The organism is Empedobacter sp. UBA7248, assembly GCF_002472945.1.
In the GTDB taxonomy this organism is placed as follows: Bacteria; Bacteroidota; Bacteroidia; order Flavobacteriales; family Weeksellaceae; genus Empedobacter; species Empedobacter falsenii_C.
The window spans coordinates 16851-43538 of record NZ_DKSU01000004.1 but is presented as its reverse complement, the minus strand read 5'-3'; the positions used below and the strand labels follow the sequence as shown (position 1 = coordinate 43538).

The window sequence follows — 26688 nt, the reverse complement described above, 5'->3', positions numbered from 1 at the left end:
TTTTCGGAATATTTTATCTCAACTCAGCGTTGAATTTTTCTTGATACAATTTGATTAATTTATTCATTAAACCATCAATTTCTTGATCGCTTAATGTTTTATTTTCGTCTTGAATCATAAAACTTAAAGCATACGATTTTTTACCAGCTGGCAATTTATCTCCTTCGTAAACGTCGAATAAATTAACGGCTTTCAACAAATTCGTTTTCACTTCTTTTGTCGCTTTGTACAATTCTTCATATTTCACAGAAGAATCAAGTAATAAAGCTAAATCTCTACGAGAACCTGGAAATTTAGAGATTTCTTTGTATTTCAAATCGTGTTTGTTTGCTAAAGCAACCATTGCATCCCAATTTAATTGAGCAAAGAAAACATCTTGATTAACGCCTAATTTTTTCGCTAATTTTTTGCTGATGATTCCTAGTTTTCCTAATGATTTTTGACCAGAAACAAATTCAATTCCATCTAAGAAATTATCATCTTTCGCAGGTAATTCATCTGTAATTTGAATATCTAATCGAACAAAAATTTGTTTAATCAAACCTTTTAAATCAGCAAATGAAGCTTTACGTAAATTTCCTGTCCACGATTCGCTATTAAAGTTTCCTGAAAGAACGATTCCTAAACATTTATTTTCTTCGTAAATACCATCAATTTTGCGATAAACTTTCCCAAACTCGAATAATTTAACATCCGAATTACGACGGTTGATATTAAACGCAACATTTTCTAATAAACCATTCAACAAAGTGCGACGCATTACAGCTAAATCAGCCGAAAGCGGATTTAACATGGCAACACTTTCTCCTTCTGGATAAAAGAAAACTTCTTCGTACTCTCTTTTCGTTAACGAGTTATTCATCGCTTCATTGAATCCGAAAGAAATCAATTGACGCGCAATAAAATCTTCGATTTTATCTGGACTAACTTTTTGATTTGGAACATAAGAAAACGAGAATTTTGAAGGTATTTCGATATTATCGTATCCATAAATTCTCAAAATATCTTCAATCAAATCCACATCACGTTGTACATCTACACGATAAGCAGGAACTTCTAAATCTAAAATTCCATCATTTTCTGACAAAATTTTAATTTCTAAATTCTCTAAAATCGATTTTATTTTATGTTCTGGAATTTCAACTCCTAATAATTCAACCACTTTATGTAAACGTAATTTTACATTAAAGTTTTGAATTGGATTTTCGTAAATATCATCAATATTAGATGCAATTTCAGCGCCAGCGATTTCAACTAACATCATTGCAGCTTTTTTCAATGCATCGATTGTTGTGTTAGGATCAATTCCACGTTCAAAGCGGAAAGAAGCATCTGTATTCAACGCATGTGCTTTTGCACCTTTACGAATTGTTACAGGTTCAAAATATGCTGATTCTAAGAAAATAGTTGTCGTAGCATCCGAAACTCCAGAATCTTTTCCTCCGAAAACTCCCGCAATACACATTGGATTATTCTCGTTGCAAATCATCAATTCATGTCCTTTTAATGTACGTTCAACGCCATCTAGAGTTGTGAATTTTGTTCCTTCTGCTAATTTTTGAACGATCACTTTATTTCCTTCAATTTTAGCTGCATCAAAAGCATGTAAAGGTTGTCCTAAATCGTGTAAAATGTAATTGGTAATATCAACCACATTATTAATTGGTGATAATCCGATAACTTTCAAACGATTTTTTAACCAATCTGGCGACTCAGCAACTTTTACATTTTTTAAGTAAACACCTGCATAACGAGGCGCTGCTTCTGTATCTTTAACCTCAATAGAAATAGGACTTTTTCCGAAATCTGTCGTAGGATAATTTGAGACATCATATGTTTTGAATGTTGACGCAATATCACGAGTTTTAAGCGCAGCATGTAAATCACGCGCTACCCCGAAATGTGACATTGCATCCGCACGATTTGGCGTTAAACCAATTTCGATTTCGTGGTCAACTTCATCATTTTTTCCGAAAAGATCAAACGTAGAAGTTCCAGGTTTTAAATCTTCTGGTAAAACTAAAATACCAGAATGATCTGTACCAATTCCTAATTCTACTTCAGAGCAAATCATTCCGAAAGATTCTTCACCACGAATTTTTGCCTTCTTGATTTTAAATTCACCATCTGGAGAAGGTAAAATCGTTCCGACAGTTGCTACAGGTACATTTTGACCCTCCGCAACATTAGGAGCACCACAAACAATTTGTGTTTCTTTTCCGTCTCCTAAATCTATTTTAGTAACTTTTAATTTATCTGCATTTGGATGAGGTACAGCCGACAAAACTTTACCAACTAATACGGTTTCCAAATAATTTTTAGCTCCACCTACTTGCTCTACACCTTCTACTTCAAGACCTGTACTTGTAAGTGTAGCAGACACTTCATCAAGTGTGATATCTGTATCAATGTAGGTTTTTAGCCAATTGTATGAAATTTTCATTGTATTGTATAAATGAATTTTATGTATTATTTTTGATTATGCGTTTAACATAACTGGCATAACTAACATTAAGATTTCTTCGCCATCTTCTAGTCCATCAACTGGTTTGATGATTCCTGCACGATTTGGCTCAGACATTTCTAATGTTATTTCTTCTGATTGTAAATTGTTCAACATTTCGATTAAGAAACGAGAATTGAAACCGATTTGTAAGTCAGTTCCGTTGTAATCACAAGGAAGTCTTTCTTCTGCTTTGTTTGCAAAATCGATATCTTCAGCAGAAATTGTCAATGAATTTCCAACTAATTTTAATCGAACTTGGTTTGTTGTTTTGTTAGAGAAAATAGCCACACGTTTCAAAGATGTTAAGAATAAGTTTCTGTTAATCGTTAATACATTTGGATTTTCTTTTGGAATTACCGCTTCATAATTAGGATATTTACCATCAATCAAACGACAAGTTAACACGATATTTTGGAATGAAAAACGTGTATTTGTATTGTTATATTCGATTGTTACATCGTCATTATTTCCTCCTAAAATATTTTTCAATAAGTTAAGTGGTTTTTTCGGCATAATATATTCAGCAGCTTGTAAATTGTCTAAGCCGTTGCGTGTATATTTTACCAAACGATGCGCATCTGTTGCAACAAAACGGAAAATATCTGCATTTGCTTGGAAGAAAACTCCTGTCATAATTGGACGTAATTCATCGTTTCCTGTCGCAAAAATAGTTTTGATAATTGCCTCTGATAAAATGCTTGCGCTAAGAGTTGTAGAGCTTGCGTCTTCAATATCTGGCGTTTGAGGATATTCGTTTGCGTCTTCGAATGCTAACTGATAATTTCCTTGTTCTGAAACAATTTCCAACGTATTTCCTTCTTTTTGGATAAAAGTAAGCGGTTGCGCAGGGAAAGTTTTCAACGTGTCAGTTAAGATTTTTGATGGAATTGCAATTTTTCCATTATCATTAGACTCAACTTCTAAAGTTGTTGAAATTGTTGTTTCTAAATCAGAACCAGTGATAGTTAATTGGCTACCATCCAATTCGAATAAAAAATTATCAAGGATTGGTAAAGTATTATTAGAGTTAATAACTCCTCCGATTAAGTTAACATTTTTTAATAACGTGTTGCTCGATACAATAAATTTCATATGAAGAATATTTCCTTAAAATATCTAACAAATGTAATAAATAATCAAGTAAAAAACTCAAACCTATACATTAAATATTATATAGAATGGCTTGTTGTTGATTATCAAACAGAAAGATGATTGTAAATTGATTGTTATTATTTGTTTAAATTTTCTTTGAATTAAAAACTTTTCACCCGTAAATTTGTCTTGTATATCGAGACTTTTAACAAATCTTTTTGACCAAATCTCATCCAAAAAGATTAATTTGAATTTAAAATAATATTCTATGAAAATTGAATTGAATTTAGAAGGAAAAAACGGTGTTTTTATACTTCTTGATGAGAATAATAAAGAGGTTGGCGAATTAACTTTTATGCTTAAAGAAGAACAAATGTTGATTAATCATACAGGTGTTAATCCCGAATTGAGAGGGCAGGGTTTGGCAGAAAAGTTAGTGTTAGAAGCTGTAGATTATGCAAGAAAAAATCAGTTGAAAATCATACCATTTTGTAGTTATGTGAGCGTTTATGTTGGTAAACATCCAGAAGTGCAAGATGTAATTTAGAAAATTATGAATTTAGAAAAAGTTTTTGAACACAACCAAGAGTGGGTAAATAAACGTTTAGGACAAGACGAGCAATATTTTGATAAGCTTTCGGCTGGTCAAAATCCAGAAGTGCTTTACATTGGTTGTTCGGATAGTCGTGTGACGGCAGAAGAGTTGTTGGGAGCTGAGCCAGGAGAAGTTTTTGTACACCGCAATATAGCTAATATGGTAATTAGTTTGGATATGAATACCACTTCTGTTTTGGACTATGCGGTAGAACACCTAAAAGTGAAACATATTGTAGTTTGTGGACATTATAATTGTGGTGGGATTAAATCTGCAATGATTCCGAAAGATTTAGGAATTATGAATCCTTGGTTGCGTAATATTCGTGATGTTTATCGTTTACATTCAGAAGAATTGAATGCAATCGAAAACGAAGGAATGCGTTACAACCGTTTGGTAGAGTTAAATGTACAAGAACAATGTGTTAATGTTGTAAAAAATCCTTTTGTACAACGTGCAATGGAAAATGGATTAGAAGTACACGGTTGGGTGTTCGATTTGTTTACTGGAAAATTAATTGATTTGAATTTAAACTTCGATACAATCTTAGAAAATATCAAAGAAATTTACGATATCAACGAATAAATTTAACATTTTGTTATATTTGGTATAATAATTGTTTTTAAGACTGTTAACCAAACTATATCAATGATTAACAACCGTTGGATAAAAAGAATCGGTATCGCTTTAATTTCTATTATTGCGGTACTTTTTATTTTAAGTTTTTACATCTCCTATTTTCTGAATGATCGACTTCCAAAAATCATTGCAGAAAAAAACGATACGGCTTATAATCTGACTTACGAAGATTTGAGCTTTTCTATTTTTAATTCATCTTTATCGCTAAAAAATGTCGAAGTTTCTCCAAAAGATTCTTTGTTAATAAAGGATTCGATTGACGCAACAGGAAAAGTGAAAGAAATAAATGTTGTCGGTATCAATTTTATAAAATTAATTACCAAAAAAGAAGTTGCTGCCTATTCAATTAACATCAATAATCCTTCTGTAAATTATTATCTTAAAGAGAAAAAAGATTCGGTCAAAAAAGATACAGCGCAATCCAAAGTTGGTCAAAGTATAGATGTTTCGAATGTGAATATCAACAATGGAGAGTTCAATTTGTATTCTCAATCAGGAAAAAAACATATTGCAAATGTTTCTAATTTTTCGATCGATTTCGATGGCGTTCGCTTCAATGAACGAACAGCGGACAAAAAAATTCCGTTCAGATATTCTGCTTTTGACATCAAATTAGATTCGATGTTTTTTGTAGTAAAAGATCAACAATTGATTAGAGCACGAAAAGTTCGTTTTAATGAAACTGATTTTGAGTTGGACAATTTCTTGATGAAACCGCTCAAAATGAACGGAAAAATGTACGTTCCAAACGATTCTGAAAATGATTTATTGGATATTGAATCACCACTTCTTTCGCTTTCCAAGATGGATTGGGGATTTACTTCGGAAGATAAATTATATTTTAAAACAGATTTAATCAAATTCAAAAATCCAAAAATTACCATTATTTCTGCTAAACCAGAGAATAAAGTTGAGAAAGAAACAATCAAAAAAGTAAGCATAAAAACGGAAGATGCAGAATTAATTAACATCAAAAAATTACAAATAGAAAACGGTAAAATTCGTTCGCTTTTCTCTAATGCAAAAACGGTAAAATATGCAATAAACAATGTTGCGTTAAATATCGAAGGAATAAAAATGAATGCGTTGACGCGAACAAATGATATTCCGATTGATTACAAAACTTTCCGTATTAAGTTGGATTCGATGTATTATCGATTGAATGAAATGCACACGTTAACAGCATCTAATTTTGATTTGACAGAAAAGAAATTGATTCTGAAAAATTTCAAAATGAAACCATTGATTTCAAAAAATCAATTTAATCGAAATTATACAAAATCAAACACATTATTAGATGTCGAAGCGCCAATTTTGACGTTGAATAATAACAGTTGGGGAATAAAAAATGGTGATTTTTATTTTCATACAAATTCAATCAAATTGGATGAGGTAAATGTTAAAATCATCGATCAAAAGAATGAAAAAGTTATTGCGAAGAAAGTTGAAAAAGCAACAGAAAAGTTCTTGATTAATTTTAATCTTGGAATTGATACGATTCAAATCAAGCAATCTCGTTTTATTGCTTCACAAAAATTTGATTTCAATAATGTTAATTTGACGGTTTTAGGATTGAAAAATGATTATGGGAAAGAACTTCATGTTAATCATGTTATTTTCAAAAATCCAAAATTTACAATTTATGGACAGCCAAGACGAGTGGCGCAGCGCGAAGGAAAAACCTCAAAAGAGTTTAATGATGTTATAAAAGTTGATAAAATTTCGTTGGTAAATGGACATTTAGATGTGATTCCTTATCAACAAAAAACGTCGAATTTAACATTGAAGCAAATTCAGTTAGCATTTAATCATATTAATGTTGATCCAAAAACAATTCAAGAAGCGATTCCTTTTTCTTATAAATCTGTATTACTGAAATCTTCGGGAATTGATTTCGATTTAGGAAAAACGTATAAGATGAATACTGGAGCTTTGCAGTTTCAGAATGGGAATTTGACCTTAAACCAATTAAAATTAACTCCAAAACTTTCTCGAAAAGCGTATACAGCTTCATTAGATAAACAGGCCGATTTATACACTGTTTCTGTCAATCAATTACAAGGAAATGGAATTCAGTGGGGAATTTCTCCATCCAAAGATTTCTTTTTGAAAGCGAATCAAATAAAATTGAACCAGCTTTATGCAAATATTTATAGAAGTTTGGTTCCGCCTGATGACACAAAACGTAAAACAATGTTTTCACAAAAATTACGTGAAATGAAATTTGATTTAGGGGTGAAACAATTGCAATTGGTCAACTCTAAATTAGAATATGAAGAGGAAACGGCTAAAAGTATCGGAACAGGAAAATTGACGTTTTCATCTATAAATGCAACGGTTAAAAATGTCAATTCGGGTTATCGTAAAACATCTTTGCCAGACGTTGATGTTGATTGGCGTTCAGAATTTATGAATGGAGATTTGCGTGCAAATTGGACATTTAATCCAATGAATCGTTCGGAGAAATTTAATATCAATGGTTCAATTTCAAAACTTCCTGCAAGAAATCTCGATCCTTTTGTGAAACCATATCTTAAGGTTTCTGTAGACGGATTTTTCAATCAAATAAAATTTAATTTTGATGGAAATGATAAAGTTGCTGGAGGAAATTTTGGAATAGATTATCAAAATTTGAAAGTGAATGTTTTGCGTGATGATGGTTCGAAAAGGAAATTATTATCAGCAGTTGGAAATGCGGCGGTAAAGAATGATTCTCGTGGAAAAATGAAAGAAGAAAAAGTAGAAAATATCGAACGAAAACAGGATAAATCATTTTTTAATTTCTTTTTAGCTTGTATCTTAGACGGTCTTAAAAAAGCACTTTTAATTATTTAAGAAAATGAAAAGAACAGTCTTCATAACCGGAGCAACATCTGGCATAGGAATGGCGACAGCAAAGAAATTAGCACCAAATTATCGTTTAATTTTGTGTGGGCGTCGTCAAGATCGATTAGATGAAATTCAGGCAGAATTGAGTCAAATTACGGACGTTAAAACCATTCAATTTGATGTTCGAGACAAGGAAGCTGTTTTTAATGCAGTAGAAAGTTTAGAAAATGAGTGGAAAAATATTGATATTTTAATCAATAATGCGGGAAATGCGCACGGATTAGCACCTTTTGATACAGCTGATTTGGAAGATTTGGAAGCAATGATTGACATCAATGTAAAAGGATTAATTTACGTTTCGAAAGCAATTATTCCAATTCTTAAAGAATCATCAAATGCGCATATCATCAACCTTTCGTCGATTGCAGGAAAAGAAGTTTATCCAAATGGAGGAACATATTGTGCGTCGAAAGCGGCGGTAGAATCGTTGAGCAAAGGAATGCGTTATGATTTGTTGCCTTACGGAATTAAAGTTTCCAATATTGCGCCAGGAGCGGTAGAAACAGAATTTTCTTTGGTTCGTTTCAAAGGAAATCAAGAACTTTCGGATAATGTGTACAAAGGTTTCGAGCCATTGGTTGGAGAGGATATTGCAAATGCAATAGAGTATTTGTTGCAACAGCCAGAACATGTGCAAATTGCCGATGTTACAATCTTCCCAAAAGCGCAAGCTGGAGGAACTGTTATTTATAAAGGATAATTTATTAAAATATTTTGAATTGAAAGCCTCTATTTTAGAGGCTTTTTTATTTTATTCGAAAAAAGTTTCAAAATCGATGTAACACTTTTTAGTATTGAGCTGTCTTATTAGTAAAAGCACTCAATATGAATCAAGAAACGTTTAAAACATCGGTATTTGTCCACAAGGATAAGCTGTATCGTTTTGCGCGTAGGATTTTGATTAGTGATGATGAAGCGTTTGATGTTGTGCAAGAAATATTAATGAAATTGTGGGAAAAACGTGATTCGTTAATTGAAGTGAACAATATTGAGGCTTATGCAATGCGAATGGTAAATTATGAATGTATAAATCGATTACGAAAATTTGATGTTCGAGAGAATTATAAAAATATAACGCAAATCAATTTGAGTATTCAAGAAGATCCACAAGAAATAAAACCGATTATTCTAAATTTGATTAATCAATTACCAGAAAAGCAACGCAAAGTAATGCATTTAAAGGATGTAGAAGAACTCGAAATAAAAGAAATTGCTGAAATTCTGGAAATGGAAGAAAATGCAATTCGAGTAAATTTGATGAGAGCAAGACAAAAAGTAAGAGAACAATTAGAAGTTTTTTTTGAAAATGAAGAAAGAGCAATCTATTATAAATAAAGATGATTTTTTTGCTGGAAAATTAACTGATGAGCAAGAAAAACAACTCAGAAATAATGAAAATGATTCTTTTTTTGAAACATTAAAAGAGGAAAAAGAAGTCAAAATGGAATTAAGTTTTGATGATTTTATGACAAAAGTTGAAGAAAATCAACCAAAAGTTATAGAAGAATCAAAATCGAAAGAATTTTTTCTATGGAAAATTTCGGGAATTGCTGCGTCCATTTTACTTGTTGTTGGATTATTTTTCTTCTTGAATCAAACAAATAAAATTGAAGACCATCAAGAAATTGTGAAAACAATTGAACCAAATAAAAAAGAAGTAGAAGTTGTTAAGAATAAAGAAGTAGAAATTGTTGAAAAGCCTAATACAGTGATTTCTGAACCAAATAATATTGAGATAAAACACGAAGTTTCGCAATTTGTAAAAGAGACAAAATCAATTAAACAAGAAAATAAAAAATCAACCATTCAACCAATTGAGCAAGAAATTATAAAGCCTGAAAGCGCAAAAGAATATTCATCAGATTTTGTGATTGTAAATGGTCAACCAGTTGAAAATATGGAAGAAGCGAAAGCTTTGGCTTATTCTACAATGAAATTATTTTCGAAAAATGTAGACCAAGGAGCGAAGGCAATCGGACAATTAAAATCATTATCAATAGAACTTTAAAAAAGAAAAATATGAAAAAATATGTATTCGTTTTTGCATTATTCATCGTTGGATTTGCAAATGCACAGACAAATAAATTCGTTGATATTTACAACCAATTTCAGGATAAAAAGGGCGTTACAACGATTACGATAAACAAAGCAATGTTTAGTATGATGGGAAGTATGACGGCAAATGATTCTGATTTGAAAGATTTGGATGGCTTGTTCAAAAAAATGAATTCGATCAAAATGATTATGATTGATAACACAAACAAAGATGCTAAAAGTCAGGTGAAATCTGCTTTTGATAAAATGAAATTAGAGGAATTGATGTCGATAAATAAAGACGGAAGTAAAATTCGCTTTTTAACGGAAAATGCAAATGCGAAAGTTTTTAAAAATGTGTTGATGAGCATTAATAGCGACGATCAACAAATGTACATGATTATGGATGGTGAAATTACGGCATCCGAAATGAACAAAATGGTAAAAGAAGGGAATAAATAATAAAAAAAGCTCCTTAAAGATTTTCTTTAAGGAGCTTTTGATTAAATAAAATTATTTTTTGATAATCTTTTTAGAAGTAGTTTCTTTATCAGTTTTTATTTCGATAATATAAACGCCTTGCGATAAACTAGTGACATCTAATTTATTATTACTTGTAGTTATTTTATTCTCTTTAACTGTTCTTCCAGATATGTCTACAATTCTTATTTGTGCTTCTTTAACAGTTGTTGGTAACTTGATATTTAATTCGTTAACAACAGGGTTAGGATATAAAGATAATGTAGATAATGAAGTCTCATTAATTGCTAAAGTACTGTTTGTAGATAGTAAATACCCCCCAAAACCTATAGTTTCTAATGAAACTTCCCAGTATTTGTATGTGTCATTCCAAATAATATCGTCGGTATTAACAGGAATGTTTACAACTTTATTTGTGTAAGATGCAGGAAGGCCTGTGTTATCAGTACTAGTTCCAGCATAAAAATGTACAATTACATTCTTTTTATTATCTACATCATTTGGAGAAGTAGGTAATTTTAGACTAGCTGTTTTATTGAATATATCAAAATCAGCTTGAGTATAGTACAATGTAACTTTACCTGTTGAAGTAGAATTATTAGTTTCTGCATTAACTTCAACTCTTTTATTTACAAACTCTTTTAGTGAATCGTCTATCCAAATTTTTGCAGTTGTTTTTCCTTTAATAGGAGAAGCGCCGTAGCTCTCAACTCTAGTTATCATTTCACAACCATTGATAAAATAATTATACCCTAGTCCAATATTCTGAGTTGCATTTTTTGTAATAGTTGCTAACTGTTTAACACTTGGTTCGTTTTCGTAAATAGTAGCTCTAATTTTTGCATCATAAGTCGTTACAATACTGTAAGTTTTGCCATTGTCAACGGATTTATACGTTTTGTTGTCAATGTTAATATTGTCGGCTCCTAATATTAAATTAGTGTCTTTCATACTCAAAATAACGAAAACTTCTTCTCCTGCGTTGATATTAATATTTTTGTCAATAAAATTTATATTATTCCAACCAGATTGTTCTAATGTTTTAACATTTTCAATTGTTTTTGAAGTAATTAAATCTCCAGGAAGTCCCTTGTCATTAACTTCTCTAATTTCTACTATTAATGGTATTTTAGCAGTAGTATTAGAATTATAATTTCCTAATAAAAAAGTTACATTTCCTATTTTTCCTGTTGCACTAGATTTTAATTTTACAGCAATATTTGATGGTGAAAAATTAACTAAGTTTGTTCCATTATTTACTGGATTTGTTTGAGATGCAAAGCCCCATTTGTATGCAAGGTTATCATTTGCTAAAGTATAATTAATACTTACTGGACAAGATGTATTGTTATTTAAATTATTAAGTTCAGAAGATACAGCTTTGTAAATATTTAATTTTCCATAACCAAACTCATTTGTATAGTTACTTGTTGTATATGAATCTTTGTTTGTATTTTCTATTAATCTTTGTTTTACTTGTTTAGCAGTCAATCTATTATTAGCTTGTAATAATAAAGCTACACTTCCTGCAACAGCTGGGGATGCCATACTTGTACCAGTCATTTGAGAATAGTACTTACCATCAATAATATATGGATCTACATTATCTTTTGTTTTAGCTGAAATTACAAATGTACCGCCAGAAGCAATATCAGGTTTTCGTGCTTCGTCTGCTCTTGGACCTTTTGAACTTGAAGAGTTTAAATTTTCTGTCATAATACCAGAACTGCTATATGTTCCGTTGGCTGCAGGAGTACTACTGTTAACGGCAAAAGCAACATTACCTACATAGTTAGCAACTGTTATAGCTTCATCAGCAGATCCTGGAGATCCTACAGTGTAATTGTTGTCTCCTTCTGGAAAAGATATCTTAGCTAAATTATAGTTAGTTGATGTTAACCAGCCATCAATAGTAATGTTTTTTGTAGAATTATTTTCAATTTCTAAATCATATACTCCTTCGGTATTAGCTGTTGTAAGTCTAGTTGCAATAATTTGAATAAATCTTTTTCCAGAATCAGAATCAACATAGTTGTAAGAAGTAATTTGCTGATAATTTTTTCCAGCAGTATCTTTTAGAAAATTTGTAGAATTAGAACCAGGATTTTGAATAAATTCACTACCATTTGGGGCTGTTATTTTTAATGTAATAGGTGATGTTTCGTTGTCACCTTTATTAAATGATAGAAATGAAAATAATGAAGCGCTATTGTTACTTTGATTTTTTTCTATTTTTATTTTAAATGATTTTTTTTCATTAGCATTTAAAGAAATACGTTGATGTATATTTCCATCTCCTTCATTTCCTGCAGAAATAACAACTACTCTTCCAAGACCAGATGCGGTAAATTCATTTACTTTAATTTCATGTTCACTTTTACCATCATGAGGAGAGCCTTGACCTCCAATACTCATATTAACAACAATAGGTTTTCCTTTTGATGCTGCTACACTTTTAAAATAATCTAGAGCGGCTATTGTATTAGTTGTAGGAAAACTTCCATCACCACCTTTTACGATTACTAATTCTGCTTCAGGAGCCATTCCTTTGTGAGGAGCACCTTCTATAGCAGATCCATTTCCTGCAGCAGTTCCAGCTACGTGAGTACCATGTCCATGAATATCTTTTTCTCGTACAAAATTAGCTGGAGTTCCATCTATTTCATCATTAATTTGAGCCTGTGTATATTCAACACCATAATTCCCTGCTGCATATAATTTAGGTGATGATTCTCCTGTGATAGGTGTTAAGGTTTGATCCCAAATACTAACAATTCTAGTTTTTTTTGTAATAGGATCAATAAAATCTGGATGAGTAAAATCAATTCCTGTATCATAGATACCTACTAATACATCTTTTCCTGTGTAATTTATGTTGTTTAAAGCACCATCTTGTAATAAAGAAGCACCAGATTCAATAACATTTGATTGATTATTTAAATAATCAATTTGAGGAAATTTTACAGTAGATACGTTGTTATTTGTTCTTAATTTATCAAAATCGTTTTCAGATAATAAAGCCGTGACAAAATTATCAGATATAGACTGTATTAAGTATCCATCTTTTTTTAATTGATCAGAATTTTTTGTATATATAATAGCCTGATAATATTCCTTTATTGTTCCATCTGGAGAAATAATTGAAGTTATAGGCAAAAATTCATCACTATTTAATTCAGATGATATTTTACTTTGTTTAACATCTTTTCGTTCATTTATTAAATGTTCAAATCTCGGATCTATTTTGTATTGTGCATTAACATTATTTCCAATGAAAAATACAAAAGCAGTGCTTAGTGTTAATTTAGCTAAATTTAGATCAGTAAGTTTGTGTAAATGTTTAATCATATCAGTATTTTAAAATGTGTTAATTATTCGTCTTTTTGGAATTCTTGTTTTGGAACTCCTATAGTATCCATTTTTGGAAATTTTATATATTTAATAGAGTTAATCTTATTTAAGATTATAATATCTTCTTTTTTGATTAAAGCTGTTACAAAGTTTTTAGATTCACTTTGAACAATAATTCCTTTATCTTTTAAAGGTTGAGAGTTATTTGTATAGATAATCACAGAATAAACTTCTTCTTTACCTTTATCAGTGGTTATAATTATAGGTATAAGATTATTTAGATCCTTTTCAGAAATATTTTTTTCTTGCATTGTTTTTTCGATATTATTATTAAGGGTTGTGTTATTTTGACAACTTAAGAATATTGTGAGTGTATGAGTGATAAATAATAAAAATAATATCTTTTTTAACATTGATTTAATTATATGTTAAAACTAAGTTAAGGATACTTTTTGATATAAATAAAAAAATATTGTTTTTTAGAAAAAGAATCTAAATAAAATAGTTTTAATATGGAATATTAGAAAATATTTCTAGTTAATATTTTCTCATAACAAACACTCTCTTCTATATCTTTGTATTGATCGTAATTTTCGATTCTTGTGTAATCACATCGCTCATACAAAGCAATTGCTTCGGGTTGTTTCAATCCAGTTTCCAAAATACATCGTTCATAATCCAATTCGATTGCCCAATTTTCTAACTCATTCAGAACTTTTGCAGCAATTCTATTTCCTCTAAAATCTGGATTTACGTACATTCTTTTCACTTCCATTGTTGTGTCAGAATAATGTTTTATAGCACCACAACCAACAGGATTTTCGTTTGAATAGGCGATAACAACGTGATTTATTTTATCAACTTTATTGTATTGCGAAAAGAAAGAATGAAATTCACCATTTCTTATTGCTAAATCTTTATCTAATTCTGTTACCAATTCTTGAAAATCTTTGTTTGATGAATTTGTTCGAATGATTTTTACTGAATTCATTTTATTGCTTTTGCTCAAATTTAATAAAACTTACGCTTTTTGTAGCGCTAAATTCTATTCTGTTCCGTTGTTTTTTGTGCTTGTTTCGCTTCTTTTACTTTTTGATTTCCGAAATTGTATTTCAAATTAAACATAAAGTATTGTGTATCGCGATAATCTTTGAAATATTGATTTTGATTTGCGTATTTCGTAGAAATCGTATTGCGATCAGTTTTAAAAATATCATTGAAAACCAAACCAATTTCGAAACGTTTATCCCATATTTTTTTGTTTAAAATCAAATAGGTGTTTTGAGAAGAACTAATATCAAACGAACCTTGAATTGCCTTCGAATTATATTGATATCCTGCCGAAATATTAAATGTTTTTGCTTTGTCTAAATCCAATTGCGTGCTCAATGAAAGGTGATAAAAAAAGACATCGTTTTTGTATTGCAGATTATCTGAACCAAAATAATAGTTTTGATTATATTCTCCCATCGCAAATAAATTCAGTTTCCACCACGATTTTAGATTGAAATTTTTCGAAAGATTAGCTCCAAAAGCTTCTCCATTTTTGATGTTTGTAAAATGATAAACTGTTTCGAAAGTTTCCGGATTTTGTAATGAAATTTCCATCGCTGGATTTTTCTCGTATCGATAATATGCTTCGAAATTCCAATCTTTCAAAGTGTAGGATAAACTCAAATTGTGGATAATAGTAGAAATCGCATTGGCATCGCCCTGAAAATAAGAAAATAGATTGTAATATGATTTTGAAGGATTCAAGAAATTATAATTAGGTCGATCAATTCTTTTTCCATAATTCAAACCAATTTGTCCAGCATTTTCAAAATTATACATGACGTATAAAGTTGGAAAAAGATCGGTGTTTGTTCGTTTATTTTGGCTAATTGGATTATCAGAAATTGTATTTATAAGAGCTGTTTCAGATCTCAAACCAGCTTTTGCTTCCCATTTTTTCCATTTGTAATTTCCAGAAATATATAAGGCGAAAATCTGTTCTTTGTAATTAAAAATATTACTTTTTTCGGGTTGATATTCGATTTGATTTTGGATCGATTCAAAGAAATCCAAATCATTATCATTCTTTACAAAACTATATTTCGCTCCCACTTCCAAACCGAAATTTTCATTAGTGAAACTATAATCAATTTGTGTAGAAAATAGATTCAATTTTTGAAGTGCAGCACTCAAAAAACGATTTTCTTCATAAGGTTTATCTTTGAAATTCATTTTTGTTAAAACATCTTGATTTTCTTTGTAATAACGATGACTAAAATTGTTACTCCAAGTCAAATTATGTTGCCCGAATTTTTTATCATAAACCAAATACGTATTAAAATTATTTGAAGCCTCGCGACGATGATTTTGTGTTTTATAAAATGATTCAAGTTGATTATTCGTTGTATTGTAAATATTCGTCGGAACGTTATAATTCCCAATTGAAGCAGGATTTCTAGAACCATTTATTCCAAACTGAAAATTCTGTAAACTATCAATTGAATATTGAGAAGCAAAGTTGTAAATATGTTGTTGTTTCGCAACTGTTCGACGGATCATGTCGCTTTCCCAACGTGTTTGATCTTTTTCATAAGTTGTTACATCAAAATTCTTGCGAACATATTTTCCATTCACAAAATAGTAACTTCCTGTTAGTTGCCATTTTTCTGTATTGTAAGATTGGGAAGTACCCAGCATTCCTTTGCTATAAATAGATTGATGATAACGTGTCGCAATTTGTCCTTTGTAACCAGAAAGCACATTTTTCTTCATTTTAATATTAATAATTGCGCTTCCAGAAGCTTCATATTTTGCAGGCGGATTGGTAATGACTTCAACCGAAGAAACTGTGGCACCATCTGTATTTTCTAACAATTGTTTCAAATCATCTTGCGACATTAATGTTTTTTTATCATTAATTGTAACCAAAATTTGCGTATTTCCTCTCACACTTAATTGATCATTTTTTAAAAGAACATTTGGCGTGTTTTTCACGATATCCCAAGCACTTAAATTTTGCAAAGGCGTATTTTCTACATTAAATTCTATTCGATCAATTTTTCGTTTCAATAAAGGTTTTTGACCAGAAACAACAACGTCTTTTAAGTTAATTGTTTCATCTTTTTGAAGTGTGATAATTAAAGAATTTTCTGAGTTAGTTTGATATGTCTTTTCAAATTCTTGGTAACCAAATTCTTTAATGTAAATTGTAAATGATTGTGCTTGATGAAGCTCAAAATTAAATTCGCCATTTTCATTCGATTCAGTCATAATTGGATCTTGTGGAGGAATTTCAACTTCAATAGAACTATTTTTGATCGGTTGATTTTGTTCATCTATAATTTTTCCAGAAATAATTTGTGCGAAAATTAAATTTGGAAGTAGCAGAAGAAATGTCATTACTATTTTCATGGTTCAGATTTTTAACAAATCTCTTTCAAGTTTCGATTTTACTTGGTTAATGAACGGTTAACGATGAGTTAATGTGTAATTTATGTGCGAAAACAATGTATTTTTGAATTGATGAAAAGCTTATGAAATTATCTAAAAAACATTATACATTTATTTTTTCTTTTGCATTGATTGTTTTGGTTGCATTGCAAGCCTATTATATCTACAATTCGTATCGTTTGATAGAAAAAGATATGAATAAAGAGGCGTCTGAAATTGCTTTGAAAGTTGCAGATGAAATGAATCAAATCCAGAAAGTAATCGATGAAGATAATTTGATTAATAGTTTTAAGATGTTATCACATGAAAAGGATAAACAGTTTGATGAACTGAATGTTATTCGTTTTAAAATAAATAATAATCATCAAATATTTACGTCTAAAGTAGATTCGTTAGTGGATTTTTATTCCAAAGGAGAGAATTATAAAATTGCGCTGAAAATGGAAATTTATTCTATTTATGATGAAATCAATAATAAGGAATTATTACCTAACAAACCGTTGATTATGTATCGTACATCATCCAAAATAAATCATCCAAAATCGATTAATCAAAGCGTATGGAGTTCCGATGATATTAGTAATCAAAAAGATTCTGATTTAGGAATTGATGAAAGTGTACGACATAAATACAAAGTGAAATCACAAACGTATTATGAATTGTTGAACCTTAAATTTTTAATTCTCAAGAAAATTATTCCTTTAATTATTGTGAGTTTGTTGATTGTTGGATTAATTGTCTTTTTGTATTGGAAAAGTCTTAAAAATTTATCGAGACAAGAAGAAAAAATCAATCAATTACATTTGACAATAGATTCTATTGCACATGAATTGAATACTCCAATTACTACAATGAAATTTGCTCTGCATCAAGTTCAACATCCAGAAACGAAACAAATGATGAACCGACAAATTAATCGTTTGGAGCAAACTGTCGATTCTATTTTTGTAAAAAATGACGAAAATTCTGAGTTGTTAGATGAGGTTATTTTGAGTGAAATTATCCAAAATATTCAGCTTCAATATCCAGAAGTTAAACTTATTCGTCAAAGTATTTTCGAGAAAAATAATGTATTAAGAACAAAAGATTTTCAACAAATAGCTCAGAATTTGATTGAAAATTCAGTGAAATATGGCGCTTCTGAAATTGTATTAAACTTTAAATTTCAAAAAGAAATAAAATTGAGTTTTTCGGATAATGGAATTGGAATTCCAACGAATGATTTGTCATTTATTTTTGATAAATATTATCGTGTAAACCGTTCTGTTAACCAAAATGTAAGCGGTTTGGGTGTTGGATTATTTTTGGTCAAGAATACGGTAGAACGATATTTAGGGACAATTAAAGTTCAGAATAATAAAGACAAAGGTGTTCAATTTTTAATCGTTTTGCAGAATGAAAACTAAATTAATTTTAATAGAAGATGATCAAGATTTGGGAACAGTTCTCAAACAATATCTCGAATTTTCTGATTTTGAAGTGACTTGGTTTGATCATCCGCAAAAATTATTGAAGGAAATAGAATCGTTAAAATCTGCTCAATTAATCATTTTTGATGTCATGTTACCCGAAATTGATGGTTTTTCTTTAGCGAAAAAATTAGCCGAAACCATTACAATTCCCTATTTATTTTTGACAGCTAAGGCGCAAAGTTTTGACCGTGTTTTAGGTTTGAAATTAGGTGCAGATGATTACATTACAAAACCTTGCGATCCTGAAGAATTGGTTTTGAGAATAAAAAATATTTTGAAACGAAATCAACCTGTTTTAGAAGAATTGATTAAAATAGGAACTTATGTTTTTAATCGAAATCAATTGCAATTATCTTATCAAGAAGAAAAATTTCAATTAACAGAAAAAGAAGCAGAATTGTTGAGTTTCTTGATTCAGAATAATCAAAAATTAGTGAGCCGTAAAGAGATTTTAGAAAAAATTTGGGGCGAAAACGATTATTTTATGGGTAGAAGTTTAGATGTTTTTATGACACGTTTGCGCAAATATTTTCAGCATGATGAAATGATAAAATTTGAATCTGTTCGAGGAATTGGGTTTAAAATTAATTTTCCACTCTAAAAAAATAAAGCTGAACAGAAGTTCAGCTTTAATAACAAACAATTGAATTCTAAATTCAGTAAAGGGAACCGAATTTTATAAATGGATTTTTATATTCCTTGAGCAATCATAGCATCGGCAACTTTTACGAAACCAGCTATATTAGCGCCTTTGTAATAATTTATATTTTCTTGAAATTCACCTTTTCCATATTTTTTACATTGGTGATGAATTTTGATCATAATTTCTTTTAATCGATAATCTACTTTTTCTCTGTTCCAATTTTGACGAATCGAATTTTGAGACATTTCCAATCCAGAAGTCGCAACACCACCGGCATTTGCAGCTTTACCAGGTCCGTATAAAATTTGATGATCCAAAAAATAATGAACCGCTTCGGGAGTTGTTGGCATATTTGCACCTTCTGCAACCAATTTGCATCCGTTGAGATGTAAAGTTTGAGCATCTTGCAAATCCAATTCGTTTTGTGTAGCACATGGCAAAGCTATATCACAAGGGACTTTCCAAGGGTTTTGGTCAGAGAAAAATTTAGCGTTTGGATAATAATCAACATACTTTGAGATTCTGTCATAATTATCATTTTTAATTTTGAAAATGACCTTTAATTTTTCTGTGTCAAAACCATCTTCATCATAAATATATCCAGAAGAATCAGAAAGTGTTACCACTTTAGCACCCAATTCCAGAGACTTTTCAGCAGCATATTGTGCAACATTTCCAGAGCCAGAAATAGAAACCGTTTTTCCTTTTAAGGTTTCTTTTTTTTCGGCTAGCATACATTCTACAAAATATAATAAACCGTAACCAGTTGCTTCAGGACGAATCAAAGAACCGCCATATTCCAAACCTTTTCCAGTTAAAACACCTGTAAATTCGTTTCGCATTCGTTTGTATTGACCAAATAAATAACCAATTTCTCTTCCTCCAACGCCAATATCACCAGCGGGAACATCTACATCAGCACCAATATGACGAGATAATTCGCTCATAAAAGATTGGCAGAAGCGCATAATTTCCATGTCAGATTTTCCTTTTGGATCAAAATCAGAACCACCTTTTCCGCCACCCATAGGTAAAGTTGTCAAGCTATTTTTGAAAACTTGTTCAAAAGCTAAGAATTTAAGAATAGATAAATTAACTGATGGATGAAAGCGCAAACCGCCTTTGTAAGGACCAATCGCAGAATTCATTTGTACACGATAACCTTTGTTGATTTGGATTTCGCCTTTGTCATCAACCCAAGTTACTCTAAACTGAATAATGCGTTCTGGTTCTGCAATTCTTTCAAGAATTTTGAATTTCTTGTATTTAGGATTTTCTTCTACAAATGGTAAAATGGTTTCGGAAACTTCTTCAACTGCTTGTAAAAATTCTTTTTCGTTTGGGTTTTTTGATTTAATTCTTTGAATGAATTTTTCTGAGTAAAATAAAGTATCCATGCTATTTGTGTTTGATTATTGATAAAATTACAATTAACAATAAAAAAAATAACATATTTTTTAAAGTAAACTTTTAATATTTGTGAAGTTGATAATTTTGACTACTCAGAATCTTTAGGTTGATAATTTTTGAAACAAAAAAAGCAGGAAAATTTCCTGCTTAATAAATTTTGTATTTTTATTCAGTTTAAGACAAGGCTTATTTTTTGAAAAATCCACCCAATAAACTCATGGCATCTCCAATTCCTAATTGTCCGTCACCATCTTGGTCTAGTAATTTTTCGAAACCACCTAAATTTACTCCACTTTGGTTTGTTTGAGTTGTAGAACCACCAACTAAACCGCCTAATAAACCAGCAATTCCATTTGAATCCAATCCAGCAGACTGTTTTTGTTTACCCAAATAACCCATTACAATTGGTGCAACTAACGCTAAAATTTGAGTAACTTGTGCTGTATTCAATCCAGATTGTTGAGAAATTGCAGATTCTACATTTTGTTGTTTATTTCCTAAAACGTGACCTAAAATTCCTAATCCATCTTGTTGATTTCCTCCTTGACCTAAAAATCCAGAAAGATTATCCAAAATACTCCCGTCGTGTTGATTCAAAGCATTAGAAATTCCTTCAGCACCTCCGCCTTGTGCATTTTTATTTAAAGCAGACAATAAAAAAGGTACAGCTGCTGCTACAGCAGTTTGAGCTTGAGATTCATTAATCCCTAATTGTTTTGCAGCAGAACCAACAATTTGTTGTCCCATTGCACCTTGAATTAAATTTGTAAAGTCCATAAGTTTATATTATTTACTCAAATATACTATTTTTAACAGATTAATTCAGATTAATATTAAGAGTCCTACAAAGTATTTCTATTTTTGTACAATCAATTTTGTAAATGAAACAAATAAATCTTTTTTTAGTAATCATTATTGCGGTTTTGGCTTTATTGCCAATCGTTTTACCAAGTCGTTTCGATGAAGAAATGCAATATGAATTTGATGCCCCTGTTGGTTTGGTGTACGACGAATTTTATAATCTTCGTCAATTTTCGAAATGGCAACAATTTACAGCTGCGGATTCTTTGACAATCAAGAAATTTTCTAATACAAAAGAAGAGGACGAAAATTATATGATTTGGGATTCTGAAGATGCTTCAATTGCTTCTGGAAAAGTAACGATTGAAAATTTTTCGATAAATCGTTTTGTTAATTATACCATAAAATATGATGGTTGGGAAAAATTAGATAGTTTGAATGTTAAATTTGAACAACAAGAAAATGGGAAAACAACTACAAAATTGAATTATTTAAGTCAAGAAATTCCTTATTTCTACCGCTATTTTGCTTTTTTCAAAAATCCTGAATCTAAATTTGAAAAATCTTTGGATAACCTCAATCAAAAAGTGAAAGTTAGATTAGATAAGGATCAAAAAGAAGGTCGATTGAATTATGGTGAATATCGAATTGTAGAATTAGGTCGAACAAATTTATTAGCAATTCGTAAGCAGTCAAGTTTAGCAGAAAAAGATATAATGGATAAAGTGGATGGCGCTTTTGAGGTGATTTATAAATCATTAATGAATAAAGATGAAGGTGGTTTTGATTTCGATCTAGGTTTCCCATATGTCTATTTTACTGATTTTGATAAAGAAAAAGATAAGACAACATTTTTTGCTGGAATACAATTAATAGAAGATTTACCTTTACAAAAAGAGATGAAAAAAGTTGTTGTTCCTGGTGGAGATTATTTGTTGACATTGCATTTAGGACCTCGTTCTAAGCGTGCGCAAACAATCGAAAAAATGAAGAATTATGCAAAATCTAAAAAACTACAATTGGATACAAAACAATTAGAAATTATGTTAAACGATCCGAAGGAAACTGATAGTTTAAAACTAATTTCTAGAATTTATATTCCAATTAAGAAACAATAAATACTTAAGAATTAACAATTTTTAAAGTACACTTAGCCACAGAAATGTGGCTTTTTTTGTATTTTTGCAACTTCTTACAAACGAACATGGACAAAGATTTTATTGAAGTTTACGGTGCACGTGAACATAATCTGAAAAATATTGATGTAAAGATTCCTCGAAACGAACTTGTGGTAATCACGGGTTTAAGTGGTAGTGGAAAATCTTCGTTGGCTTTTGACACGATTTATGCAGAAGGACAACGTCGTTATATCGAAACTTTTTCGGCTTATGCGCGTCAATTTTTAGGTGGTTTGGAACGTCCAGATGTTGATAAAATTGATGGTTTGTCACCAGTTATTGCAATTGAGCAAAAAACGACCAATAAAAATCCGCGTTCTACTGTTGGTACAATTACAGAAATTTATGACTTTCTTCGTTTGTTGTATGCGCGTGCTTCTACGGCTTTTTCTGTTGAAACAAACGAACAAATGGTTGCTTATACAGAAGAGCAAATCATTGAGTTGATTCGTACACAATACAGCGGAAAGAAAATTGCGATTTTAGCACCAATTGTACGTTCAAGAAAAGGTCATTATCGTGAGGTTTTTGTGACATATTCTAAAAAAGGTTTTCTTGAAATGCGCATTGATGGCGAGTTGAAAGATATTGCACCAGGAATGATGTTAGATCGCTACAAAACGCATGATATCGAATTGATGGTGGATAAAATGTTGCTGAATGATAAGGTGAACGATCAACGTTTGCGTTCAAGTATCGATCATGCAATGCAGCAAGGAAACGGAATTACAATGATTTTGGATTACGAAACCAATGAAACCAAATTCTTTTCTCGTTCGTTAATGTGTCCATCGACAGGAATGTCATATGCGTTGCCAGAACCGAATACATTTTCGTTCAATTCACCAAAAGGTGCTTGTCCAACTTGTACAGGTCTAGGTGAGTTGAAAGTGGTTAATCACGAAAAATTATTTCAAGATCAAGACAAATCGTTGTTTGATAATTTGGAAGAATTATTTGAAGCGTTAAAATCATCTTCTCGAATAGAAAAACAATTGGAAGCTATTTTTGTTAAACATAATATAGACCAGAAAGTAGCGTTCAAAAAACTTCCTCAAGCATTAATTGATGATGTAATGAATGGTTTGAAAGAAACATTGAATGTTGATCTTAAGTTTGCATCAGTTAAAAAAACATATAAAATCGATTTTGAAGGATTGAATGAATTTCTTTCTGAAATAATGGAAGATAAAAATAATCCGTCTTCAAGTTCGATTAGCAAAAAGTTTGGAAAGAAAGTTATTTGTCCAACTTGCGAAGGAAAACGCCTTAAAAAAGAATCGCTCTTCTTCCGAATTGACAATAAAAATATTGGTGAAGTTGCGGAAATGGATCTTCAATCGTTGCAAAAATGGATTGAAAATGCGCCAGTTTCGATGACTTCGAATCAACAACAAATTGCGCACGAGATTCTGAAAGAAATTTATACACGTTTATCTTTTTTATTAGATGTTGGATTAGATTATTTGAGTCTTAATCGTTCTTCAAGAACCCTTTCTGGAGGCGAGGCACAACGAATTCGTTTGGCTACTCAAATTGGTTCTCAACTGGTGAATGTGTTGTATATTTTAGATGAGCCAAGTATTGGTTTACATCAGCGCGATAATGTCAGATTGATAGATTCGTTGAAGAAATTGCGCGATATCGGAAATTCGGTTTTGGTTGTAGAACACGACAAAGACATGATCTTGGAATCGGATTATGTGGTTGATGTTGGACCAAAAGCAGGAAAAAATGGTGGTCAAATTGTTTGGGAAGGTGAGCCGGAACAAATGTTGAAATCAAATACATTAACATCAAAATATTTAAACAATCAGTTACAAATCGAAGTTCCAAAAGAACGAAGAAAAGGTAATGGATTAGAATTGAAACTTTTTGGTGCATCTGGAAATAATCTAAAAAATGTAAATCTTACTATTCCTTTGGGGGAATTGGTTGTGGTTTCGGGTGTTTCGGGTTCTGGAAAATCAACATTGATTAATGAAACATTGTACAGAATTCTGAATCAACATTTTTTTAGAGCAGAAAAAGATCCGATGCCTTATAAAAAAATCGAAGGTTTAGAACATTTGGATAAAGTAATCGAAGTGGATCAATCGCCAATTGGTCGTACGCCTCGTTCTAATCCTGCGACTTATACGGGAATTTTCTCTGATATTCGTACGTTGTTTACAAATTTACCTGAAGCCAAAATTAGAGGTTACAAGCCTGGACGTTTTTCATTTAATGTAAAAGGTGGACGTTGTGAAACTTGTCAAGGAGCAGGTTTGCGTGTGATTGAAATGAATTTTTTACCTGATATTCATGTCGAATGTGAAACATGTAATGGAAAACGTTTTAATCGTGAGACGTTGGAGGTTCGTTATAAAGGAAAATCGATTTCGGATGTGTTAGAAATGACGGTAAATGAAGCGGTAGAATTCTTTGAAGCGATTCCGAAAATATATCGTTATGTCAAAATGTTGCAAGATGTAGGTTTGGGTTACATCACGCTTGGTCAGCAGTCAACAACATTGAGTGGAGGAGAAGCGCAACGTGTGAAATTAGCAACAGAATTAGCCAAGAAACAAACAGGAAAAACAATTTATATTTTAGATGAACCGACAACAGGTTTGCATTTTGAAGATGTAAATGTGTTGATGAAAGTAATCAATAAAATTGTAGAATTTGGAAATACTGTTATCATTATCGAACATAATTTGGATGTGATAAAATTAGCTGATTATGTGATTGATATTGGTCCAGACGGAGGGAGCAAAGGTGGAAAAATTGTGGCAGAAGGAACTCCTGAAGAAATCATTAAGAATCCGAAAAGTGTGACAGGAAAATTCTTGAAAGACGAATTGAAATAAATATAAAAAAATCCATCTAAAAATTTTTAGATGGATTTTTTTATGACTTATAATCCGATTGAAACACCCATAAAAGGTTGTAATCCTGAAGAAAATATACTTTCGTTTTCTTTATATAAAACATTGTACATCACGCCAGCTTGAAATCTTACTGGTCCACTCGATTGATATCCAGCTCCTAACCATAAAGCAGATTCGTCCATGTCAGCTTCATAAATACTGTTGTAATATGGCGTACGATCGTTGTACTTTTGTTTTCCTGTGTAGTACATATAATTGGCTCTCAAGAAAATATTTTCGATTGGAAAAAAGTTAATGTAAGGACCAACATTAAACAAATTTTGCTTTACATAGTCATCTTTCGCATACTGATAACCTGCTGTCGCACCCAATTCTAAATTGTTTGCAACCATATATCCAACACTTGGAGAAATATTAAACCCAAAATAACTATTATTCCCAAAAGATAGTCCCAAACCACCTCCAAAACGCCAATTATTATTAAGCGTTTGATTTTGATTAATTTGAGAAAAAGCAGTATTGCTTAGGGTTAAAGAAATGATAAATAAAAGAAACTTTTTCATAGAAATTTAATTAATTTTTAACTTTTAAAAATGGCTCTAATTGAAAAAACCACTATAAATTTGTCTCATCAAAAATAGTAATTCTGTTTTTAAGTAAACATCATTATTTATTTTAAGTTAATTCGAGTCGTTCATAGTTTTTAATTATAAAAGAATAGAAATAAGATTTGATAAATCTATAATTCATTCGTTTTCTGGTTCTATATTTGCATTAGTAAAGTTAATCAAATAGACAATATAAAATTTAATCATATGAAATTATTATCGCCAGAAAAAAAACAAAAAATCGCTGATATTTTAATTAAATTATTAGCTGATGAACATATTTTATACTTAAAAACAAGAAATGCACATTGGAATGTAGAAGGTCCTGATTTTCAGACAATACATGTGTATTTTGAATCGTTATATAACGAGTTACAAATTGTTATAGATGATGTTGCAGAAAAAATTCGTCAAAAAGATGTTTATGCACCAGCAACTATGGCAGAGTATTTGCAGTTAGCTCACTTATCAGAAACAAGAAAAACTGAAAACAAAGATAGTTTAAGTTTTATTGCTGATTTACTACACGATCACGAAGTTATTATTGACTTTTTGGCGCAGGCTGTAGTAGAAATTGATGAGTTTCATGATATCTCAACTTCGGATTTCTTAGTTGGTTTATTAGAACAACATCAAAAAACTGCTTGGATGCTTAGATCGCATCTAAAATAAA

The 26688-nt window shown here is 30.8% G+C and carries 21 protein-coding genes; 12 read left to right on the top strand and 9 right to left on the bottom strand.

Annotated elements, in window-relative coordinates; all coding sequences use genetic code 11:
* Positions 1-13 precede the first annotated feature (13 nt).
* Together pheT and dnaN are read right to left on the bottom strand one after the other, a co-directional pair.
* On the bottom strand, positions 14-2443 hold the full coding sequence (gene pheT / locus B4A23_RS02100) for a phenylalanine--tRNA ligase subunit beta (RefSeq protein WP_291116307.1): 2430 nt from the start codon (positions 2441-2443) through the stop codon (positions 14-16).
* A 36-nt stretch (positions 2444-2479) separates the two neighbouring features.
* Positions 2480-3598, bottom strand: a complete 1119-nt coding sequence (gene dnaN, locus B4A23_RS02095) for a DNA polymerase III subunit beta (RefSeq protein ID WP_038337242.1) — start codon at positions 3596-3598, stop codon at positions 2480-2482.
* Between the two features lie 268 nt (positions 3599-3866).
* On the opposite strand from dnaN, the gene B4A23_RS02090 reads away from it, so the two are divergent.
* From B4A23_RS02090 to B4A23_RS02060, 7 genes are all read left to right on the top strand, one after another.
* Positions 3867-4145, top strand: coding sequence for a GNAT family N-acetyltransferase (locus B4A23_RS02090; protein ID WP_038337243.1), 279 nt, complete (start codon positions 3867-3869; stop codon positions 4143-4145).
* A 6-nt stretch (positions 4146-4151) separates the two neighbouring features.
* Complete coding sequence (locus tag B4A23_RS02085; RefSeq protein WP_180905972.1) at positions 4152-4778, top strand: carbonic anhydrase; 627 nt, start codon at positions 4152-4154, stop codon at positions 4776-4778.
* A 63-nt stretch (positions 4779-4841) separates the two neighbouring features.
* Positions 4842-7667, top strand: coding sequence for a hypothetical protein (locus tag B4A23_RS02080; protein ID WP_291116304.1), 2826 nt, complete (start codon positions 4842-4844; stop codon positions 7665-7667).
* A gap of 4 nt (positions 7668-7671) precedes the next feature.
* A complete protein-coding gene (locus B4A23_RS02075; protein ID WP_291116301.1) occupies positions 7672-8421 on the top strand; it encodes an SDR family NAD(P)-dependent oxidoreductase in 750 nt (249 codons plus the stop codon).
* A gap of 125 nt (positions 8422-8546) precedes the next feature.
* Positions 8547-9056 (top strand): RNA polymerase sigma factor, encoded by a 510-nt coding sequence (locus B4A23_RS02070; protein WP_286514290.1) that lies wholly within the window; start codon positions 8547-8549, stop codon positions 9054-9056.
* Positions 9028-9729: a hypothetical protein gene (locus B4A23_RS02065; RefSeq protein WP_291116296.1), complete on the top strand. Its 702-nt coding sequence runs from the start codon at positions 9028-9030 to the stop codon at positions 9727-9729. The genes B4A23_RS02070 and B4A23_RS02065 overlap by 29 nt, the downstream gene beginning before the upstream one ends.
* An 11-nt stretch (positions 9730-9740) precedes the next feature.
* Entirely contained in the window at positions 9741-10217 is a 477-nt protein-coding gene (locus B4A23_RS02060; protein WP_291116293.1) for a DUF4252 domain-containing protein, read from the top strand.
* 51 nt (positions 10218-10268) lie between these two features.
* On the opposite strand, the gene B4A23_RS02055 is transcribed toward B4A23_RS02060, so the two are convergent.
* From B4A23_RS02055 to B4A23_RS02040, 4 genes are all read right to left on the bottom strand, one after another.
* Positions 10269-13583, bottom strand: a complete 3315-nt coding sequence (locus tag B4A23_RS02055; RefSeq protein ID WP_291116290.1) for a S8 family peptidase — start codon at positions 13581-13583, stop codon at positions 10269-10271.
* 23 nt (positions 13584-13606) lie between these two features.
* The gene (locus tag B4A23_RS02050) at positions 13607-13897 is read right to left on the bottom strand and encodes a hypothetical protein (RefSeq protein ID WP_291116287.1); all 291 of its coding nucleotides are present in this window, start codon (positions 13895-13897) and stop codon (positions 13607-13609) included.
* 209 nt (positions 13898-14106) lie between these two features.
* Complete coding sequence (locus B4A23_RS02045) at positions 14107-14577, bottom strand: GNAT family N-acetyltransferase (RefSeq protein WP_291116284.1); 471 nt, start codon at positions 14575-14577, stop codon at positions 14107-14109.
* Between the two features lie 47 nt (positions 14578-14624).
* Complete coding sequence (locus B4A23_RS02040) at positions 14625-16991, bottom strand: outer membrane beta-barrel family protein (RefSeq protein ID WP_291116281.1); 2367 nt, start codon at positions 16989-16991, stop codon at positions 14625-14627.
* 122 nt (positions 16992-17113) lie between these two features.
* Between B4A23_RS02040 and B4A23_RS02035 the strand changes: the two genes are divergently transcribed.
* Together B4A23_RS02035 and B4A23_RS02030 are read left to right on the top strand one after the other, a co-directional pair.
* A complete protein-coding gene (locus B4A23_RS02035; protein ID WP_291116278.1) occupies positions 17114-18436 on the top strand; it encodes a sensor histidine kinase in 1323 nt (440 codons plus the stop codon).
* Positions 18426-19103, top strand: coding sequence for a response regulator transcription factor (locus B4A23_RS02030; protein WP_291116275.1), 678 nt, complete (start codon positions 18426-18428; stop codon positions 19101-19103). Before B4A23_RS02035 ends, B4A23_RS02030 begins: the two co-directional genes overlap by 11 nt.
* A gap of 89 nt (positions 19104-19192) precedes the next feature.
* Here the strand turns inward: B4A23_RS02030 and gdhA are convergent, their stop codons facing one another.
* The gene (gdhA, locus tag B4A23_RS02025; protein ID WP_180905982.1) at positions 19193-20542 is read right to left on the bottom strand and encodes an NADP-specific glutamate dehydrogenase; all 1350 of its coding nucleotides are present in this window, start codon (positions 20540-20542) and stop codon (positions 19193-19195) included.
* A 199-nt stretch (positions 20543-20741) separates the two neighbouring features.
* Complete coding sequence (locus tag B4A23_RS02020; RefSeq protein WP_180905983.1) at positions 20742-21332, bottom strand: DUF937 domain-containing protein; 591 nt, start codon at positions 21330-21332, stop codon at positions 20742-20744.
* Positions 21333-21436: 104 nt separating this feature from the next.
* On the opposite strand from B4A23_RS02020, the gene B4A23_RS02015 reads away from it, so the two are divergent.
* Entirely contained in the window at positions 21437-22474 is a 1038-nt protein-coding gene (locus B4A23_RS02015) for a GyrI-like domain-containing protein (RefSeq protein WP_291116272.1), read from the top strand.
* Positions 22475-22560: 86 nt separating this feature from the next.
* Entirely contained in the window at positions 22561-25386 is a 2826-nt protein-coding gene (uvrA, locus tag B4A23_RS02010; protein ID WP_286514312.1) for an excinuclease ABC subunit UvrA, read from the top strand.
* A gap of 47 nt (positions 25387-25433) precedes the next feature.
* Here uvrA and B4A23_RS02005 read toward each other — a convergent pair whose 3' ends face one another.
* The gene (locus tag B4A23_RS02005; RefSeq protein WP_286479811.1) at positions 25434-25970 is read right to left on the bottom strand and encodes a hypothetical protein; all 537 of its coding nucleotides are present in this window, start codon (positions 25968-25970) and stop codon (positions 25434-25436) included.
* 252 nt (positions 25971-26222) lie between these two features.
* Here B4A23_RS02005 and B4A23_RS02000 point away from each other — a divergent pair, with 252 nt between their 5' ends.
* A complete protein-coding gene (locus tag B4A23_RS02000) occupies positions 26223-26687 on the top strand; it encodes a Dps family protein (RefSeq protein WP_114999161.1) in 465 nt (154 codons plus the stop codon).
* Position 26688 lies beyond the last annotated feature (1 nt).

What these genes read in the sequence shown, in the direction of transcription:
- pheT (WP_291116307.1), bottom strand. Translation starts at nt 2,443, where the DNA reads ATGAAAATTTCATACAATTGGCTAAAAACCTACATTGATACAGATATC.
- dnaN (WP_038337242.1), bottom strand. Translation starts at nt 3,598, where the DNA reads ATGAAATTTATTGTATCGAGCAACACGTTATTAAAAAATGTTAACTTA.
- B4A23_RS02090 (WP_038337243.1), top strand. Translation starts at nt 3,867, where the DNA reads ATGAAAATTGAATTGAATTTAGAAGGAAAAAACGGTGTTTTTATACTT.
- B4A23_RS02085 (WP_180905972.1), top strand. Translation starts at nt 4,152, where the DNA reads ATGAATTTAGAAAAAGTTTTTGAACACAACCAAGAGTGGGTAAATAAA.
- B4A23_RS02080 (WP_291116304.1), top strand. Translation starts at nt 4,842, where the DNA reads ATGATTAACAACCGTTGGATAAAAAGAATCGGTATCGCTTTAATTTCT.
- B4A23_RS02075 (WP_291116301.1), top strand. Translation starts at nt 7,672, where the DNA reads ATGAAAAGAACAGTCTTCATAACCGGAGCAACATCTGGCATAGGAATG.
- B4A23_RS02070 (WP_286514290.1), top strand. Translation starts at nt 8,547, where the DNA reads ATGAATCAAGAAACGTTTAAAACATCGGTATTTGTCCACAAGGATAAG.
- B4A23_RS02065 (WP_291116296.1), top strand. Translation starts at nt 9,028, where the DNA reads ATGAAGAAAGAGCAATCTATTATAAATAAAGATGATTTTTTTGCTGGA.
- B4A23_RS02060 (WP_291116293.1), top strand. Translation starts at nt 9,741, where the DNA reads ATGAAAAAATATGTATTCGTTTTTGCATTATTCATCGTTGGATTTGCA.
- B4A23_RS02055 (WP_291116290.1), bottom strand. Translation starts at nt 13,583, where the DNA reads ATGATTAAACATTTACACAAACTTACTGATCTAAATTTAGCTAAATTA.
- B4A23_RS02050 (WP_291116287.1), bottom strand. Translation starts at nt 13,897, where the DNA reads ATGCAAGAAAAAAATATTTCTGAAAAGGATCTAAATAATCTTATACCT.
- B4A23_RS02045 (WP_291116284.1), bottom strand. Translation starts at nt 14,577, where the DNA reads ATGAATTCAGTAAAAATCATTCGAACAAATTCATCAAACAAAGATTTT.
- B4A23_RS02040 (WP_291116281.1), bottom strand. Translation starts at nt 16,991, where the DNA reads ATGAAAATAGTAATGACATTTCTTCTGCTACTTCCAAATTTAATTTTC.
- B4A23_RS02035 (WP_291116278.1), top strand. Translation starts at nt 17,114, where the DNA reads ATGAAATTATCTAAAAAACATTATACATTTATTTTTTCTTTTGCATTG.
- B4A23_RS02030 (WP_291116275.1), top strand. Translation starts at nt 18,426, where the DNA reads ATGAAAACTAAATTAATTTTAATAGAAGATGATCAAGATTTGGGAACA.
- gdhA (WP_180905982.1), bottom strand. Translation starts at nt 20,542, where the DNA reads ATGGATACTTTATTTTACTCAGAAAAATTCATTCAAAGAATTAAATCA.
- B4A23_RS02020 (WP_180905983.1), bottom strand. Translation starts at nt 21,332, where the DNA reads ATGGACTTTACAAATTTAATTCAAGGTGCAATGGGACAACAAATTGTT.
- B4A23_RS02015 (WP_291116272.1), top strand. Translation starts at nt 21,437, where the DNA reads ATGAAACAAATAAATCTTTTTTTAGTAATCATTATTGCGGTTTTGGCT.
- uvrA (WP_286514312.1), top strand. Translation starts at nt 22,561, where the DNA reads ATGGACAAAGATTTTATTGAAGTTTACGGTGCACGTGAACATAATCTG.
- B4A23_RS02005 (WP_286479811.1), bottom strand. Translation starts at nt 25,970, where the DNA reads ATGAAAAAGTTTCTTTTATTTATCATTTCTTTAACCCTAAGCAATACT.
- B4A23_RS02000 (WP_114999161.1), top strand. Translation starts at nt 26,223, where the DNA reads ATGAAATTATTATCGCCAGAAAAAAAACAAAAAATCGCTGATATTTTA.